Consider the following 17,885-nt stretch of genomic DNA (forward strand, 5'->3'; position numbering starts at 1 on the left):
ATTCACTTATCAATTCATCCTAAATTTTAGGACAATTGAAATTAGTTGTTTTTAGGGAATAAATCAAGAATCAATTCATATGTCTAACAACAAAACTTCTCTGTATTTCAAAGATAAGTCAGATAGTAAAAAATGAAAGGGCCTTCCTATATTTCAAGGAAAGCCCTCTAATTGAAGAATGATCTCAAAAATGAGCTACATCAATCTATGTTTATTCAACTTCAACTTCTCTTCTACCTGTTCCGTAATCAACATCTAATACGATGTCAACACCTGGAAGAGCCATAATAGATGTTACTCCATTACTTGAATCAAAATCAGGCTCACCTCCAAGAATTTGGAAGCTTTGGTTACTTGTGATTTCGTTTACATTTTCTCTGTAACCTTTACCACCAACAATGATTAAATCACCGTCATCAAAAGTGTTGTCCCAGATATCACCATCCATATCTTGGAAAACTGAAGGAATCCATGCTAATGATGCAGTTTCTACTTCAGCAGGACCAACAGTTGTGATAGTAATAGCAGGCACAGTAGTTTTATCATAACCTTCACCTTCATCAGTAACCTCAAAACCAGTCACTTCTCCATGAGAGTTAATTCTTACTTCTGCTTTAGGAGCTACTGGTTGTTTAGCTTCAACAACGATTGTTGGCTCAGCTAAGTAGTATCCTTCTGTTTTCATCATGTTTCCAACATAAGACATTACTAATTCACCAGCAGTGATTTCAAAGCTACCATCATGGTTATATAATTCACCACCAATTGAGCTACCAGTTCCATCTGATGTAGATACACCAAGGATAGCACCAGATTTATCTTCTAAGACACGAGGTTTTTGGAAGTAGCTTGATCCACCTGCATTTACTGCAAATGCATATTGCTTACCAAATAATGACCAAGTTGCAGCAGCGTCAGCACCGTTACCACCTGAAATAGTGATTGTAGGTGTATCAACGTAATCTCTACCACCTTTACCATCTTCGATATAGATACCAGTTACTTTACCATTTAACATACCCACAGCTTCGAAATCACTGTCAGAGTTAGATGTAATTTTAATGTAACCTTGGTGATCTTCAGTTGGACCTGACTCGATCGCATAGTAACCATTTTTCTCGATGTTTACAGCAGTGATTTCACCCTTAAGAGTAATATCATCAGCTTCAACAAATGCTTGTCTTGTGAAACCAGTACCTGTTGGAGCGTCAATTGTAACAGTTGGCTTAGCAGTATAACCTGAACCTACGTTAGTAATTGTAATACCATCTACTTCGAATCCTAAAACAGCTGAAACTGTTGCTTGTGTACCTGATAAAGTACCTGGGTGAGCGATATCGATAGTTGGAGTATCATCGAAGTTAGAACCGTCATTTGTAACGATTACCTCATTCACTGCACCTAAAAGATCGAAACTAACTGAACCAGTTGATGATCCTCCAGAGTAATCAACATAGTTTTGTGGATCACTTACATCAATACTGATTGTGTAGTATGTAGTGTTTGTAGGATCTGTTGCATCATCTGCAATATTACCCCAACGGTAACCTGAACCTGCAGACGAAAGTGTTACGTTTGTAATACTACCGTTAATATATGCTAAGTAAGAAGCTACTTCAGAACCTGTTTTATTAGTATCTGTAATTGTAATTGTTGGCTCAGAGTTATAAGTACCTGTCTCATCCAAGATTAGGTTTAAACCACCAATCATAGTTACTGTTCCAATATCACCTACAGTAATTGTACCTGCAGCAGCGTCTGTAGCTTCTTCGAATACTTCAATATTAGTAATTGATAATGAAGATACTGTTGCTACTTCAGTTGAAACGTTTGTTGTAAATGGACCAGCAATTTCACCTGAACCATCAGCAGTAGCGTTAAATCTACCAATTTCGTCACCACCATTAGACACTACAATATAGTAATCTTCAGAAGCAGTTAAACCAGTAATTGCAGTTGTTAAAGTGAACCCTGTAACTGAAGCATCCTCTAAATCACCAAACGTTGCCGTTGCATTATCAGAATCTACACCTGTAGAGAAAGTAACTGTAGGCTTAGTTGCTGCATCATCAAAAGCATCGTTGTTGTCACCAGAGAATTGGTAACCTTCACCTGCACTTACTTGAACAATGTTGTTAACAGGACCTTCGATATCAAAATCAATTACAGCACCAGAACCAGCACCATACTCTTCGTCAATTGTAATTGTAGGACGACGGCTATTAGTATAACCACTACCTCCACCTGCAAGAGTTACTTCTGAGAAAGAACCTGAAAGGTTTGATACAAATGAACTACCATTAGATGGTGTAGCTGTGATAGTTGGAGTACCAGCACTAAATGCATAACCGCTACCTCCGCTTAATGAAGTTAATTCAGCAATACTACCATCTACTGTAGCTACTGCTGTAGCTCCAGAACCACTTCCTCCAGAAATTGTTACGTTTGGCACTGAAGTATAACCTTTACCGCCGTTTGTTACAGTGATTCCGTCAACCATACCTGAGAATGAAACTGAAGTCATTAAATCAACTTGATCACCTTCTACAGGGTTAAGGTCATTCATAGGAGTAATCTCTAAATCAACTACATCGTTTAAAGTGTTATCATCCCATATAAAATAATCTGCACTTTGAGTTTTGATTGTAACAGAAGCAACTGTTCCTTCAATTCTTGTATAAGCACAAGCGTCAACATCAGTAGTAGAACCTGAGATTTCAATGTTTACTGCATCATCTCCTTCACCACCAGTATAACCGCTACCAGCATTTGTGATTACCACTAAGTCATAGTTTTCACCACTGTTACGATCAGCATCTGTTACCCACTCATCATCAGTCAATGATCTTGGAACTACTGAACCTGTTAAAGTTGCACCGCTACCAGCTACTGGAGGAGTTTCAATTTCAATAGTTGCACCCAATACGTCTGGAATATCTTGGTCTACATAATCACTTGAGCTAGGCTCAGTTTCTAAATAAACAGAAGAGAATGTAGCTGCGATAGACTCAACTCTTGGTTTTTTCATGTTTTCACCTTTGATTTTGTTGAAAGCGATCTCTTGGTCAGCAGAGAAGTCACTAAATTTCAAGCAAATCGGTAAACCTTTAACAGCAGTAGGAACTCTTAAGTTGTATGTACCACCTGTTGTTGTTGTTGAAGAAACTGATCCCTCGTATACTGCTTTTAAGATACGTGGAGATAAGAAGTCTTGGTAGTCGATACCATCAATTTCTCCATTTGACATGTGCGAGTCTCCTGCGTAGTTATCTAAATAACGCTCAGTGAAATCTTCGTTTGAAGCATCAATTGAAGCAGAAATTCTAACACCGTCAGGAATTGCAGTTCTTGTTGCTGATACTAAACTAGAAACATAAACAGCTTTACCGCTGATAGATGATGTTCCTAAAGAATCCGCAGTGTTGAATACTGGAATAATAGTAGACGCATGTCTATATTGTAAAATATCTTTATCCTTTTCTAAGAAAGTTGGCATCCAAACCGAATCTTTCTCATTGTAGTAATAAGTAGAGTCATTTGACGAGAAAGGACCTACTAAAGAAAGAGCCTCAGGAGAAAGGAATTCAATGTTCATTGAAACAGGAGTATGGTCTGCTAATTCAACATTAACAGTTGCTACACCTGGCTTTACGTTAGCGAAGAACGCAAATCCTTGCTCATTAGCAGTAATTGTCGCTAATGAATCACCTTGGATGAAAGTTACAACAGCAGATGCTCCTGAGTGAGTATCCATTGTTCTAGCATTGTTAGAACTGAAAGAAGCTTCATTACCAGAAACTACCTTTACTGTATAATCGATTAAATAGCCATTTGTCTTAAGGCTGTCCATGATTCTTGCCTTCTCAAGAGAGTCTTGGAGTAAAGCGTTTTGTTCTGCGAGATTGGCCTGATCATTTAAGAAATCTTGCTCGGAATACTCTTTATTACATCCGATTAAACCCGCGAAAAGGAAGGAAGAGGCAATAACTAAGCCTTTCCAGTTTTTCCAACTGTAATTCATGATTTTGTTGTAATAGTTTTTTAATAGATTGATGTTTTCTATTTGATTGGGAGATTATTAATGAATGAAATAGTTAAAATTGATACATTGTAACATTAATACCCAAATGAAATAGTTAGCATGAAAGAATTATTCTTTAACTCTTTACCAGTTTGTGCTTCAGTGTTTAACTGTGAAGCGTTGACGTCGTCCATTCCTAAATTGTAACGAGCTTCAATTCTCATTGAGTAATCATTTACAATCTCTGGAATTTTAACACCAAGTGAAAAAATTAGTCCCCACGTATGACGTTTATATTCGTCATAGACATTTTGTGCTTGAGTTGGAGAAGTCTCCATTGCATCGCCTAAAGAATAAGTTCTTTTTGCGTTCTCATGTGCAGCAAAATTAAAATGATAGATACCACCAGCTCCAACATAAGGAGCAACACTTCCGACTGGCAACTCGTATGTCAGCATCACTGGAACCGAGACGTTTTGCAACAATACACTTCTATCGTGTACTTTTACTTGGTCTACTGAACCAATGTTGTAAGTTCTGATTTCATCTGGCTTACTTCCACCAGTCTGAAAATAGAGAACCTCACCTCTAACATTAAGTCCGTCAAAAATTGAGTAGGATCCATAAGCACCCAGAGCAAGGCCGTAACGTGTCCCTGAGTATCCTTCAAACGTACTTGCCGTTCCTCCTAGCGTAACTCCATAACCAAATTTGCTGTAGGCATACTCATCATCTCCAGAATAAGCATCTGAAGTACTAGCATCATCTGCTTGCCCCTCTGAAGAGGATACAGTTTCAGTAGTTGTTTCTGAGTCATTAACAGTCTGTGCATTGGCATGAAAAAACGTTAACAGGAGTAAGGAAGTAATAATAGTTAGCTTACTCATTTTTAACATTTTTTGAAATAATTAATTTACGTCACAAATGTATACCATAATATTTGATAATTCAATACACCTTTTATTAACAAAACATCAACTTCACTTCATAAAAAACTAAAAATCAAGGGAAAACACGCTTGTAATACTAAATAAAACACATTGTTAATGTTTGTTAATTACAAAACAAAAAGGGCATAATAATTTTTGTTATTATGCCCTTATTAAACCAATGCAATTATATATTTGATTTATTATATACCTTCTAAAATATTACATCCATCAAATTCAGGATCAATTTCGATGAAGACATCATTTTTTGCTGTTTTAATCCACTTTTCTAAGATCTCATTTTTCTGACTATTGAGCGTTGCTTGCTGTAACTTCTGATAGTCGTCTTTCAAATTAGCATAATGTGGAGGTTTGTAATCAGAATAATAAATAATTCTAACTGCATCTTGCCCATCCTCTGTACGGTATTTTAAAGGCTTGGAAGTATTGCCTACTGTCATCGTATCAATAGCGAAGAATACAACCGGATCCAACTCATCTGTGGCCATGTAAGAACTACCTGTCACGTTGTTTTTAAAATACCCAGCGTTGGCACGTGTGGGTTGATCATCAGAATATAAGTTTACCGCTTTTTCAAACCCCAAAGTATCTGAATCTGCTATCAACGTTCTAATACTATCAAGGAAGGCTACAGCATCTTTTACATCTTGGTAATTTGATTTCGGTCTAATTAAGATGTGTCTAGCTCTAAATCTACCACCTCGTCTTTCCAACAACTGAATCAAATGATATCCAAAATCTGATTCTACTGGATCTGCAATTTCATTAGGCTCAACTGTCAATGCGATTTCTTCGAATTCTGGTACCAACTCACCTCTACCATGCCATCCAAGGTCTCCACCTTTCCTAGCTGATCCATAATCCTGAGAGTATTGCTTTGCTAAAACTCCAAAATCTTCACCATCTAAGATTCGTTTTTTGATGTCGATCAATTGTTGCTTTGCTTTTTCCTTTTCAGATTCTGACACTTGTGGTTCTCTTACAATCTGACCTACCTTCACTTCTGCTGATAAGAAAGGAATACTGTCTTGAGGTATAGACTCAAAGTATTTTTTTACTTGCTTAGGAGTAATTGTAACATCAGAAATGATTTGCTGTTGCATTGTCTGCACCGTCATTTGTTCTTTTACTTGGTCTCTCAAATCATCTCTAAGATCATTTACAGAACTACCCAATGTTTTCTCCAGTTTTTCTTGAGAACCTGCTTGGAGAATAAAGTATTGCATACGTCTTTCTAATTCGTCAGACACTCTAGCATCATCCACTTCAATGGAGTCAATCTGAGCTTTTGCATACATAATCTTATTCACGATCAATCCTTTCAGGATATCACATTTTGCTTCTTGTTTATCATTAGGATATTGTCCATTGGCAAGCATTTGCTGATAACCAGCCTCAACTTCAGATAATAATATAATGTTATTATCTACTTTGGCTATAATTTTATCTACAGGCACAGCATCATCTTGTGCGAAAAGCGATGTTGCAAAAAGGAGTAAAAATCCTATTAAGGTGTAAGTACGTTGATTCATATTGACTCTATACTTCTATTTTTAAAGTATTTTCTGTTTAGCGTTTATTCTTCTGAGACAAAAATCTCATATTCATTATTCTTTGTAGCTTCGTCATATAATTGACTTTCCAACTCACTACGAAGCTTTAATTTTCTTTTACCTAAGATCACTTTCTTTACTTGTTGAGACACAAATTGTAAAGGTGGTGTCTGATCAACTATCTTATAATCATCGATTTTAAAGATATATGTATTTGATTCATCACTAGCCTCCCAAAGTTTATCTCTCTTCAATAATTTGGTTACCTCAGATTGTGAGTTCATAAATGGAGTTCCAAAAAGAAGTTCATCCAAATCTAACCACACAGAATCTTCCAAATGTACAAAATCTGCATAAGCAAAAGCAGAAGATCTCAATTTTTCTTTATCTCCCTCTTTTTTACTCTTTATCCAGCCTTTCACCTTTTTTAATTCCGGAGCCGAATTTGGATATCTTAAAAATGATCCTCTAACGATATTTGTTTTAAGTATAAAATCATCTGAATTCTGATGATAGTAAGACTTGACTTGTCCCTCTGTCACCACCGTATCAAGATGTGATGTAATATACTCTCGCTCATATTCATGCATGATCAATTGGAACTTATACTCTTCTAATCTCCTATCTAAATCCAATTTCTCCACATCTACTTTAGAAGCGGCCTTTTCAAGAGTAATTACTTTTCTAACCCACGTATTAATGTATCTGTCTCTGATATTGATAGAATCTTTTCGTGACATTCTTGCTGTAAAAAGATTTTTTATTTCAGTATCATATAACACTTTGTCGTTTACTCTAGCCAATGGAATCCTAGAATTCTGTATATTCTCTTCTTCTATTGCCTTTGAAAATGATTCTTTAATTTGATCACATGATGAGGCAAACAAGAGTAAGCCTATCAAGCTATATATGTAGAAGTTTTTCTTAATCATAAGGGCAAATTTAATTAATTAGAATTGCCGTGCATTATTCGTGACACACAATACTCCCTTTTTGATGAAAAAAAAGTATTAAAATTCTTTAAATTTAATCCCAAACATCAATTCTAAATACCCTTGAACACAGGTTAAGCTCGAAAAAATCTCCTATATTTGGACTTTAATGGATAAAAAGACTTGACCGGATATGGAATCAAGTTTTTACATAAAGTAAGAATTTTAATATGAATGCATCTCAGCTGAAAGAGTTGAAAAACCGTGTCAACGCATTAGATGGATACCTTGATATATCTTCAAAGAAAAATGAAATAGAAACCAAAGAAGCTGAAACTACCGTGGCAGGCTTTTGGGATGACCCCAAAACAGCGGAAGGTCTTCTTAAAGAAATCAAAGGTTTGAAATCCTGGGTTGATAAGTTTGATGAAATCAGTGCATTGCTTGAGGATTTAGAAACACTATTTGAATTTTTTGAAGCAGGTGATGTTGATGAAGAGGAATTGGATGCTGAAGGAAAGAAAACAGAAGAGGCTATTGAGGCGTTGGAATTACAAAAGATGTTGAGTAATGAAGAAGACAGCCTAAGTGCAATGATGGAAATCAATTCTGGTGCTGGCGGTACAGAATCCAATGACTGGGTAGAGATGCTTTTCAGGATGTATAAAATGTGGGGTGAATCACATGGCTATAAAGTAAAAGTCGTCAATACTAATGAAGGAGATGTTGTAGGTTTTAAACAAGCAACACTTGAATTTGAGGGCGATTTTGCTTACGGTTATCTTCAATCTGAAATTGGTGTACATAGAATGGTACGATTAAGTCCATTTGATTCCAGTGGTAAAAGACATACCACTTTTGGATCTGTCTTCGTTTATCCCGTAGTAGATGATTCTATTGAAATTGAGGTAAATCCTGCCGATATTACTTGGGAAACTTTCCGTTCTGGTGGTGCCGGTGGACAAAACGTCAATAAAGTAGAAACTGCCGTTCGTTTACGTCACACATCAGGCATTATAGTTGAATGTCAACAAGAGCGTTCTCAATTACAAAACAAAGAGAAAGCCATTAAAATGTTGAAATCAAGACTCTACCAACAAGAGGTAGAAAAAAGGAATGCAGAGAAAGCTAAGGTAGAAAACTCTAAGAAAAGAGTAGATTTTGGTTCTCAGATCAGAAACTACACAATGCATCCTTATAAATTGGTAAAAGATATCAGAACAGGTGTAGAAAAAACAGATGTTCAGAAAGTATTAGATGGAGATTTAGATGATTTCATCAAGGCATTCTTAATGCAAAATTAATCCAAATACATCTGAATTTTTTGATTCGATAAATAACCTTAAAAATACAAACGTAATTAATACGTTTATTTTTAAGGTTTTTCTTTGTCTTCATCTACTTTTTTTTCAACTTTGTTCCACCATTTAAACACATTACATATATAACATGAATACAACTTCGGTTCAATTAGACTTCCTTAAAGAATTAGGGATTGAACAACGCAACCCTGCCTATTCTACTGGTAGAAAGTTTGCAAAACTAGATGAAACCCGTGAAACCCGTAAAATCTACTCCCCTGCTGACGGTGAATTGATAGCTGAAGTAGAAATGGCTACTGAAGCTGATCTTGAAATTATCATTGAAGAAGCTCAAAAAGCTTTTGAAATATGGAAAGTTTTACCTGCTCCAAAAAGAGGTGAAGTTGTCCGTCAGATTGGAGAAGCACTAAGAAAATATAAAGAGCCTCTTGGTAAATTGGTTACTTATGAAATGGGTAAAATTTATCAAGAAGGTCTTGGAGAAGTACAAGAAATGATTGATATCTGTGACTTTGCTGTTGGGCAATCAAGACAGCTTTATGGTCTTGAAATGAAGTCAGAGAGACAAGATCATAGAATGTTTGAACAATGGCATCCACTAGGAATTGTAGGGATTATTTCAGCTTTCAACTTCCCAGTTGCTGTTTGGTCATGGAATTCAATGATTGCCTCAATTGCAGGAAATGTTTGTATCTGGAAACCTTCAGAAAAAACGCCTCTTACAGCTATTGCATGCCAATACATTCTTCAAGATGTGTTGAATGAAAATGATTTACCAGAAGGTTTATTCAGTTATATCATTGGAGATGCTTCAATTGGAGCGAAAATGTCTCATGATCAACGTTTCCCTCTGATCTCTGCCACAGGATCTACTCGTATGGGTAAGAAAGTAGGAGAAGCAGTGGGAGCCCGTTTAGGTAAATCATTGCTCGAACTGGGTGGAAACAATGCATTGATCATCACTGAAAATGCAGATATTGAAATGGCCATCAGAGCAACAGTTTTTGGAGCAGTAGGAACGTGTGGCCAAAGGTGTACTTCTACTCGTAGACTAATTGTTCACTCGAACGTTTACGAACAAGTGAAAGAACGTCTATTAAAAATATACCCATCATTATCAATTGGCAATCCTTTAGATGAAAGTAAATTGGTGGGTCCACTGATTGACAAAGATGCTGTTGATGCTTTCAAAAATGCAATTGAGAAAGCAAAGTCAGAAGGTGGAAAATTACTAATTGGAGGTGATTCATTCTATGCTGAAGGGCTTTCCGGCAATTATGTTTACCCAGCAATTATTGAAGCTGAAAATCATTATGAAATTGTGCAGGATGAAACCTTTGCTCCTATTTTATATCTGATCAAATATACTGGTGAAGTAGAGAATGCTATTCAAATCCAAAATGATGTAAAACAGGGCTTATCTTCAGCTATATTCACTAATCACCTTTTAGAATCAGAAGCGTTTTTAAGTGCAGCAGGTTCTGACTGTGGTATTGCCAATGTCAACATCGGAACATCAGGAGCAGAAATCGGTGGTGCTTTCGGTGGTGAAAAAGAAACTGGCGGAGGAAGAGAATCCGGTTCAGATTCTTGGAAAGCTTACATGAGAAGACAAACCAACACTATTAATTATGGTAGAGTCTTACCTTTAGCCCAAGGTATTAAATTCGACATTTAAGCACGTAAAAAGAGCTTCAAGTTTAAAAGGTTTGAAGCTCTTTTTCTTATCATACACATTAAACCTTACATTAAAAAGGGAAATAATGGATCATTTAATGGTCTATTTTTTTTGAGATTGCTCCTTCATTAGTTATATTGAATTAGAGATTATTTAACTAATACTGTTGGGTTTTCTCATTACTCTCTTTACATACAATAGTATATACCTATCAGCTTTAACATTACTTTATGGCTCAAAACAAATACTTTTCTGTGATGTTGATTGATGACAATGAAATCGACAATCTTATAAACCAAAAAATGATTGAAGCTTCTAAAATAAGCGACAATATATTTATCCATTCAGGAGCAAAAAGTGCAATTGAGTTTCTTCGTAACATAGAAAAGCTTGGAGATATAGCCGATCAAGTTTTACCTGAACTTATTTTTTTAGACATTGATATGCCTCTTATGGACGGTTTTCAATTTCTGGACCTATTTGATCAATTGGATGAAAAAACGAAAAGCAAATGTAATATAGTCATGCTTACCTCTTCGATTAACCCTCAAGATATAAGCAGATCACAAAACTATAGTTACGTGAAGAAATATGTCAACAAGCCGTTGACTCAGAAAAACTTGTCATTACTAGAAATTTAAATATACACACATGTAACAGTATCATTGTTAAACATGTTGAAGTAAGTCTTTAATTAGCAAAGTGAGAATTTTAAGGAGACGAAATTGTTCTCATAATTTTCTTACTTTTTTATTAACATAAAAGGTATTGATGTAAAATCAATACCTTTTTCATTCTCATATATTCAACGGACTATGGGCTTATCATACCAAATGAACGTTATGACATGCCCTTTATCTCAATTTCTATTCATTTTCACCGCTTACATAACGAATAAATTGATCATCCATTCTGATTTGTCGAGTAGGAGCAAAAATATACGGGGATTTTATCTGAGTATACTTTGTAATAATGTTCGATACTTTTGACATTTTATCCCGTTTTGCCTCACTCATACCTGTTTTGAGCATTTTCAAAAACAGTGAAATAGAAGGACAACTTTCTTTTCCCATCAAACGGATTTGTCTTTGAATACTGTTAGCCAATTGATTAAACAGTTCGTAATCCCTGATACAAACATATTGTAAAGCCAACAGGCATTTCACCTCCAAAAATGCGTGAGGATATTTTTTCAAACTCACTTCGTTTAATAGGTTATTTAAGAAACGAGCTGCCTCATCAAATTCTTTTGCATGATAAGCCGACATTGCTCTGTATACTACATAAGACACGTAGTTAGGAATATCTTCCTTATCTGGCTCATAATCAGCAAAAATATCTTTATTAGATTCAAATAATTCGGTTTGGGTATCGGTCTGTAAAGCCCTTTGTAATTTTGTCTGAAGGAACTGGGATGGGAAAGTATACAAATTACTATGCATTAATAACGGAACCACATCCTCATTGACAGAATCAAAATATTTGCTTGCTTTTCTAAATACACCATAGTGAGTGTAATATTCAAGCTTTAAAAATTCGAAAACATTGTGAAGGTGAAAATAGATGGAATCCATCTGATATTGGTCAAATACCTGATCTATTTTCAAGAAAATATCCTCAATTGGTTCTACATCTTCAGTGTCTGAAAACTTGACATTTGAGTTGTCTTCTATAAATAAGCGATGAAAAATATTCATACAACTTTGATATACAAAAGGCCTGTGTGACTCATACAATTTACAAGTATTCTGCATTTCCTGATGCAGGAGATCCAATCCCATTTTATCGATTTCATCACCTGTAAAGGCATAAACTCCAAACTTTTTGAAATAATCTGCCAATATATCTTCGATTTTATCCACCGCTAGCATGTAAGCAACATGCTTATTGTACAACTGAGAATAGACGAAATAATCAGGTGAATTAATATGAAGCCTTTTCAAAGCTTTATACACAACTGTCAACTCATTGGACAAATCATAATCCAAAAGTTCTTTTTCCAGTTTTTTGAGTGTAACAATTGAAATAGCTCTTTTTTTGGTAAAAACCATCTCATGAATATTGGCCACTTTCTTCAGTAAGTCAGCCCTTGGGCTTTCCATCTGCTGCAGCAAATATTCTTCAATTTTTTGATTCAGCCTTGATCTTAAAGTATAATAAGCATTTGTATTCACATCTAATTCAGACATTACCTGCTGATCAGATATCTTCTTTTCTCGCATAGAAGATAGTAGATATGCCGATTTCTCAGCATTACTTTCCATAAGAGAATTCCTTATTGCTTCGTAGTCTTTTTCAGATAATTGCTTTATGATATGTTTTAACCTCGCCATAAATTAGATACTGAGTGCTTTATTATTGCGTTGAAGAGACAATTCGAGAAAGTATGCCTTAATCAAGAAGATGAGGTTTAGTAGCAATAAAAATAGTAAACTTTTATCGAAATACTTAATTTTTCTATACTTCTCATATATAAATATAAGAATTGATTTTTAAAAACCGATGTATTATTTCATGGTGTTATTGGATATAAAAAGTAAAATCACGTTTTTCAATTATTCTCTTTCCAAGTTCCAATCCAATTCTTTAAAATATCCAATCCAAATTCAGTTAATATTGCTTCAGGATGAAATTGAACACCAAAAACTGGCAAATTTTCATGTGCAATCGCCATTACTTCACCTTCTTTTGAAGATGCAACTACTTTGACAGCATCTGGTACATTTGATAATATCAAGGAGTGATATCTCACTACTGAAAACTCTGCAGGAATTTTTTGGAATAAAGGTGATGGTTGGGCATCAATTTGTGATATCTTCCCGTGCATTGGTTTTAGTGCTTTTACTACCTTCCCTCCAAAATACTCTCCAATAGCTTGATGACCTAAACATATACCTAATATAGGATGTGTTTTATGATAATAATCAATTACCTCTAACATATTACCCGCTTTATCTGGAGTCTCTGGTCCAGGTGATAATACGATAGCATCATATTTATAAACTACAATTTCTTCTAAAGGGGTAGTATTTCTTACTACTTCCACCTTCTGTCCTAATTGAGTGAAATAATCTACTAAATTATATGTAAATGAGTCAAAATTGTCTAATAATAAAATCATGATGCTTAGTTTATTTGAGCACAAAAATAAAAAAGGGAAGTCATTTAACTTCCCTTTTCTTTATAAATTTTCTTCAAATAATTCATGAATCTCTTTACTATACCTTTTCATGCTTGGCATTATGGTACCGCCGGCATCTAATACCCAATCGTTTAACTCCAACAATTTGGGATAAACCACTGAATCTTCTGTGACATCTTTGGGCAAACCTAAACCTGCTGAATTAAAAAGGCCTAATATTACAGACAGGGATAATGCATATTTAAAACCACCTAACAAAAGTGCAGCTACATTATCCAAATCATCCAATACAGAATAGTCGATCTTATTTTGCAGCCATTTTCCTAACAGATTCAGTCCCATAGTTCCTGCAAAAAAGAAAACGACATAAGCAAAGAACACAGTGGATTTAGGTGTATTAACATAAGTCCTTGATGAAGAAAAAGCTCCAGCAACACCAAAGAAAATTAAAGAAGCACCTACTACAAATACCAATGTCGATATTATCTCTAATAAAAAGCCTCTTTTAAATCCTTTATAGGCACCATATACAATCATTCCAGCAAGAATGATGTCTGTGATTCTGATGTATGATGTAAAAAATCCTAAGTCTTGTTCCACTGTCTATATTAAATTTTTTGAATTACATTAACGCTTCTTTTACTTTTGCAGAAACAACTTTCATATCTGCAACTCCTGCAAACTTCTTACCAGCTGCACCCATCACTTTACCCATATCCTTTGGCGATGACGCACCCACTTCAGCAATCAATTCTTTTACTCCTGCAACAATCTCCTCATCAGACATTTGCTTTGGTAAGTATGTCTCAATCACTGCCAACTCCGCTAATTCAATTTCAGCTAAATCTTCTCTACCTGAGCTTTGGTAAGTTTCTGCAGACTCTTTTCTTTGCTTCGCTTCTTTCATTAAAAGCTTCAATTCTTCTTCAGTAGTTAGAACATATTCTTTTCCTTGTGCTGTCTCTGCTAACTGAATCTTCGCCTTTAACTGTTTTAACGTACCTAAAGTTGCTTTATCTTTATTTTTCATGGCCGTTTTCATAGCCTCTTGTACTTTTGCCTTTAAGCTCATTGTATTTATGTTAAGATTTAAAATCCATTTTCACCTACAAAAATAGCAACTTATTGCACGTTTACTATCAAGTTACAAAAAACCTTCTGAAATACCTTTAAAATGCAATTGGATAAGCCTAATTCTAGAACAGAAACCCTCTAAATTTTGTTATTACCTCGAAAAGGAACGTAATTTTTAGTCTATTTTTCCTTTACAGTTTATTAATTTTCCCTTTTGTTATGCTTTTATAAATGGAATAAAGCATTTTTGCATGAACTTTAAATTAAACTAGAAAATAGAATTATGACTCGATTAAGCGTCAACGTGAATAAGATTGCGACCATTAGGAATGCAAGAGGTGGGGACAATCCAAATTTGGTGAAAGTTGCAAAGGATGCTGAACGTTTTGGTGCAGAGGGTATTACAATCCACCCTCGTCCAGACGAGAGACATATTACTAGGCAAGATACATACGATTTAAAACCAGTTGTTACAACTGAATATAATATTGAAGGAAATCCTGAGCCTCGTTTTATGGAATTGGTACTGGATGTTGTTCCAGAACAAGCCACTTTAGTTCCTGATGCAGATGATGCCATCACTTCAAATGCAGGTTGGGATACAATTAAAAACAAGGAATTTCTTACAGAAGTAACAGCAAAGTTAAAGGCCAAAGGAATAAGAGTTTCTATTTTCGTAGATCCAGATCCTAAAATGGTAGAAGGTGCTGCTGCATGTGGTGCAGATAGAGTAGAACTTTATACAGAACCTTATGCTGCTCAGTTTCACGAAAACAAAGAAGAGGCAATTGCCCCTTATATAAAAGCGGCAGAGAAAGCAGTTGAATTTGGGTTAGGTTTAAATGCAGGACATGATCTTGATTTGGATAACCTTAAATATTTCAATGACAATATCAAAGGTTTAGACGAGGTTTCTATTGGTCATGCTTTAGTTTGTGATGCTCTATATTTAGGTCTTGAAAATACTATTCAACTTTATCTAAAGCAGTTGAAGTAATGCAATTTGAACAAATCATATATGATTTGAATAATCCCTTTGCCTCAGAGGAAGATGTGGACCAAGTAATTCAACTTGGGAAACAGCTTCCCTTGAAAGGGATCAATGTTCCTGCTTTTTGGGTGAAAAAAGTAGCAAGAGAACTTCAAAACAAAGCACTTATTATTCAATCCAATGCGGGCAGTCTTGACGGTAATGACCTTATTCAAACAAAGGTATTTGCTATGAAAGAGTTGATTAAAGTAGGTGTCAATGAAGTCGTTTCAACCCTAAATATTGGAGCGCTGAGAACCAATCCAGGTTGGTGCAAAATCGAAAGCTTACAACTTTCTAAAACTGCACACTCCTATGAAGTCCTTCATGGATTGAGAATACCTAATACGTTCATCGAGGAAAAAGAATGGAAAGAAATACTCAAAATAAGCCACCAAACAGGAGTTGACACTGTGACAATCCAAGAGATACACCTAAACTCCATTTCACTTATCAAACAAAAATTATCCAACAATATAGAATTATCCATCCAAACCTCTAATAAAGAGCTTTACGAAAAAGAACTGAAAATGCAGTTTGAAACTGTCAACTTATCATCTGATTTAATACATCCATAAGTCATATTGGCAGTAAAGTAGAAAAGGCATTTTAATTGAATGGTAATAATAAAATAAAGATAAACACTAACAAGATGAAACAGATCCTAATTACAATATCAATTAGCTTATTGAGTGGCTTTGGAGGTGCTTTATTCTATCATGAATATTTTGCAAACACAGAACAGGAAGAGTTCAAATTTGCCAACAACACCATTCAAAATCAACCTCTACCTACCCCTCTTACTAATATTTCATCTGACGATTTTACGGATGAAAACTCTAGAGAATTAAACTTAGCAGACTTTGCTGAAGCTTCAGCTGTCAGTACGCAATCTGTGGTCTATATTGTCACTTATGTAAAAGACAGGTATAGCAACAGAAGAACATGGAGTGATTTATTTTTCGGAAGGCCTACTCAAAAGAATCCTCAAGGCATTGCTGCCGGCTCTGGCTCAGGAGTGATTTTTTCGAAAGACGGATACATCGTTACAAACAATCACGTAGTCAAAGGAGCTGATAAAATAGAAGTCAATTATAATAAAAGAACTTATGAAGCAAAGTTGATTGGTATAGACCCATCAACGGATATTGCTTTGCTGAAAATAGAAAAAGACAATCTCCCTGCCATTCAAATTGCTTCTTCCAAAGCAGTAAGAGTGGGTGATTGGGTATTAGCCGTGGGTAATCCTTTTAACTTAACAAGCACTGTTACCGCAGGAATTGTCAGTGCGAAAGGCAGAAAAATAGGAATCATGAATGATGTATTTCCGATTGAATCCTTCATACAAACTGATGCTGCTATTAACCCAGGCAACTCTGGAGGAGCACTTGTCAATTTGCACGGTGATTTAGTAGGAATTAATACCGCTATTTTATCGAAAACAGGAAGTTACGCAGGTTACGGATTTGCAGTTCCTTCAGATATCGTAGCTAAGGTAGTTAATGATTTAAAGAAATACGGCGAGGTTCAAAAAGCCTTTCTAGGTGTGAGTATTAAAGCAGTGAACGAAAAGATTGCAGAAAAACTCAACATGAAAGAGATTAACGGAGTTGTGATCACTAAAATTGAAGGAGGAGCAGCTGAAAAGAATAAATTGGAAGTAGGTGATGTCATTTTATCCATCGATAACTTCTCCATTGAGACGGAGGCTGCTTATGATGAACAACTCAGTTATTATGTACCTGGCGATAAAATTTCAATAGAAATATTACGTGAAGGAAAGAAAATAGAAAAAAATGTTGTTTTAACAAACATTGATGGAACAACTAACGTAAATGAGAAGAAGATTTACGATGCTAAAGAAATCGGTGCTAAATTTACGGCGATTTCGAAAATAGAAAGATCCAAACTAAATCTTGAAACGGGTATTCGAATTGAGGAAGTGGAAAGAAATGGTTTGATCAGCGAAATGGGATTAAAACAGGGGATGATATTGGTTTCTATCAACCGTTACCCTTTAGATGATCCTAAAGATTTCGCTAAGATTCTTTCAAAAATTAGAGGTAGAGTGATTATTGAAATCATGAAGAAAGATCGCTCTCACCGTTATTACAGTTATTATTTTTAATAAGCACTCAAACAAAGTTTTTCTACAAATACTTTAAGAGTACTTATAAAGTTGA

General features: G+C 35.3%; 14 protein-coding genes. 6 read left to right on the plus strand and 8 right to left on the minus strand.

Annotation, left to right across the window (positions count from 1 at the left end):
- Positions 1-211: 211 nt before the first annotated feature.
- From AVL50_RS03370 to AVL50_RS03385, 4 genes are all read right to left on the minus strand, one after another.
- Complete coding sequence (locus AVL50_RS03370) at positions 212-4,021, minus strand: hypothetical protein (protein ID WP_062615073.1); 3,810 nt, start codon at positions 4,019-4,021, stop codon at positions 212-214.
- Positions 4,022-4,116: 95 nt separating this feature from the next.
- Positions 4,117-4,908 carry an outer membrane beta-barrel protein gene (locus AVL50_RS03375; RefSeq protein WP_172826753.1) on the minus strand — a complete coding sequence of 264 codons (792 nt, stop codon included), beginning with the start codon at positions 4,906-4,908 and terminating at the stop codon, positions 4,117-4,119.
- 245 nt (positions 4,909-5,153) lie between these two features.
- Positions 5,154-6,503 carry a peptidylprolyl isomerase gene (locus AVL50_RS03380; protein WP_062615075.1) on the minus strand — a complete coding sequence of 450 codons (1,350 nt, stop codon included), beginning with the start codon at positions 6,501-6,503 and terminating at the stop codon, positions 5,154-5,156.
- Between the two features lie 44 nt (positions 6,504-6,547).
- On the minus strand, positions 6,548-7,456 hold the full coding sequence (locus AVL50_RS03385; RefSeq protein WP_062615076.1) for a hypothetical protein: 909 nt from the start codon (positions 7,454-7,456) through the stop codon (positions 6,548-6,550).
- A gap of 230 nt (positions 7,457-7,686) precedes the next feature.
- Here AVL50_RS03385 and prfB point away from each other — a divergent pair, with 230 nt between their 5' ends.
- The 3 genes from prfB to AVL50_RS03400 all read left to right on the plus strand — a co-directional run bounded on the left by prfB (position 7,687) and on the right by AVL50_RS03400 (position 11,097).
- Complete coding sequence (gene prfB, locus AVL50_RS03390) at positions 7,687-8,760, plus strand: peptide chain release factor 2 (RefSeq protein ID WP_062615077.1); 1,074 nt, start codon at positions 7,687-7,689, stop codon at positions 8,758-8,760.
- Positions 8,761-8,905: 145 nt separating this feature from the next.
- A complete protein-coding gene (locus AVL50_RS03395; protein ID WP_062615078.1) occupies positions 8,906-10,456 on the plus strand; it encodes an aldehyde dehydrogenase family protein in 1,551 nt (516 codons plus the stop codon).
- A gap of 230 nt (positions 10,457-10,686) precedes the next feature.
- On the plus strand, positions 10,687-11,097 hold the full coding sequence (locus AVL50_RS03400) for a response regulator (protein ID WP_062615079.1): 411 nt from the start codon (positions 10,687-10,689) through the stop codon (positions 11,095-11,097).
- 225 nt (positions 11,098-11,322) lie between these two features.
- On the opposite strand, the gene AVL50_RS03405 is transcribed toward AVL50_RS03400, so the two are convergent.
- The 4 genes from AVL50_RS03405 to AVL50_RS03420 all read right to left on the minus strand — a co-directional run bounded on the left by AVL50_RS03405 (position 11,323) and on the right by AVL50_RS03420 (position 14,670).
- On the minus strand, positions 11,323-12,789 hold the full coding sequence (locus AVL50_RS03405; RefSeq protein WP_062615080.1) for a hypothetical protein: 1,467 nt from the start codon (positions 12,787-12,789) through the stop codon (positions 11,323-11,325).
- Between the two features lie 218 nt (positions 12,790-13,007).
- Positions 13,008-13,577 (minus strand): aminodeoxychorismate/anthranilate synthase component II, encoded by a 570-nt coding sequence (locus AVL50_RS03410; RefSeq protein ID WP_062615081.1) that lies wholly within the window; start codon positions 13,575-13,577, stop codon positions 13,008-13,010.
- A 60-nt stretch (positions 13,578-13,637) separates the two neighbouring features.
- Positions 13,638-14,198 (minus strand): CvpA family protein, encoded by a 561-nt coding sequence (locus AVL50_RS03415; protein ID WP_062615082.1) that lies wholly within the window; start codon positions 14,196-14,198, stop codon positions 13,638-13,640.
- A 22-nt stretch (positions 14,199-14,220) separates the two neighbouring features.
- A complete protein-coding gene (locus AVL50_RS03420) occupies positions 14,221-14,670 on the minus strand; it encodes a GatB/YqeY domain-containing protein (protein WP_062615083.1) in 450 nt (149 codons plus the stop codon).
- Positions 14,671-14,955: 285 nt separating this feature from the next.
- Here AVL50_RS03420 and AVL50_RS03425 point away from each other — a divergent pair, with 285 nt between their 5' ends.
- From AVL50_RS03425 to AVL50_RS03435, 3 genes are all read left to right on the plus strand, one after another.
- Positions 14,956-15,669: a pyridoxine 5'-phosphate synthase gene (locus tag AVL50_RS03425; RefSeq protein ID WP_062615084.1), complete on the plus strand. Its 714-nt coding sequence runs from the start codon at positions 14,956-14,958 to the stop codon at positions 15,667-15,669.
- Positions 15,669-16,280 carry a hypothetical protein gene (locus AVL50_RS03430; RefSeq protein WP_062615085.1) on the plus strand — a complete coding sequence of 204 codons (612 nt, stop codon included), beginning with the start codon at positions 15,669-15,671 and terminating at the stop codon, positions 16,278-16,280. The genes AVL50_RS03425 and AVL50_RS03430 overlap by 1 nt, the downstream gene beginning before the upstream one ends.
- 74 nt (positions 16,281-16,354) lie before the next feature.
- Positions 16,355-17,830 (plus strand): trypsin-like peptidase domain-containing protein, encoded by a 1,476-nt coding sequence (locus AVL50_RS03435; RefSeq protein WP_062615102.1) that lies wholly within the window; start codon positions 16,355-16,357, stop codon positions 17,828-17,830.
- Positions 17,831-17,885: the final 55 nt, after the last annotated feature.

The sequence above is a fragment of the Flammeovirga sp. SJP92 genome, from assembly GCF_001583495.1.
GTDB lineage: Bacteria > Bacteroidota > Bacteroidia > Cytophagales > Flammeovirgaceae > Flammeovirga.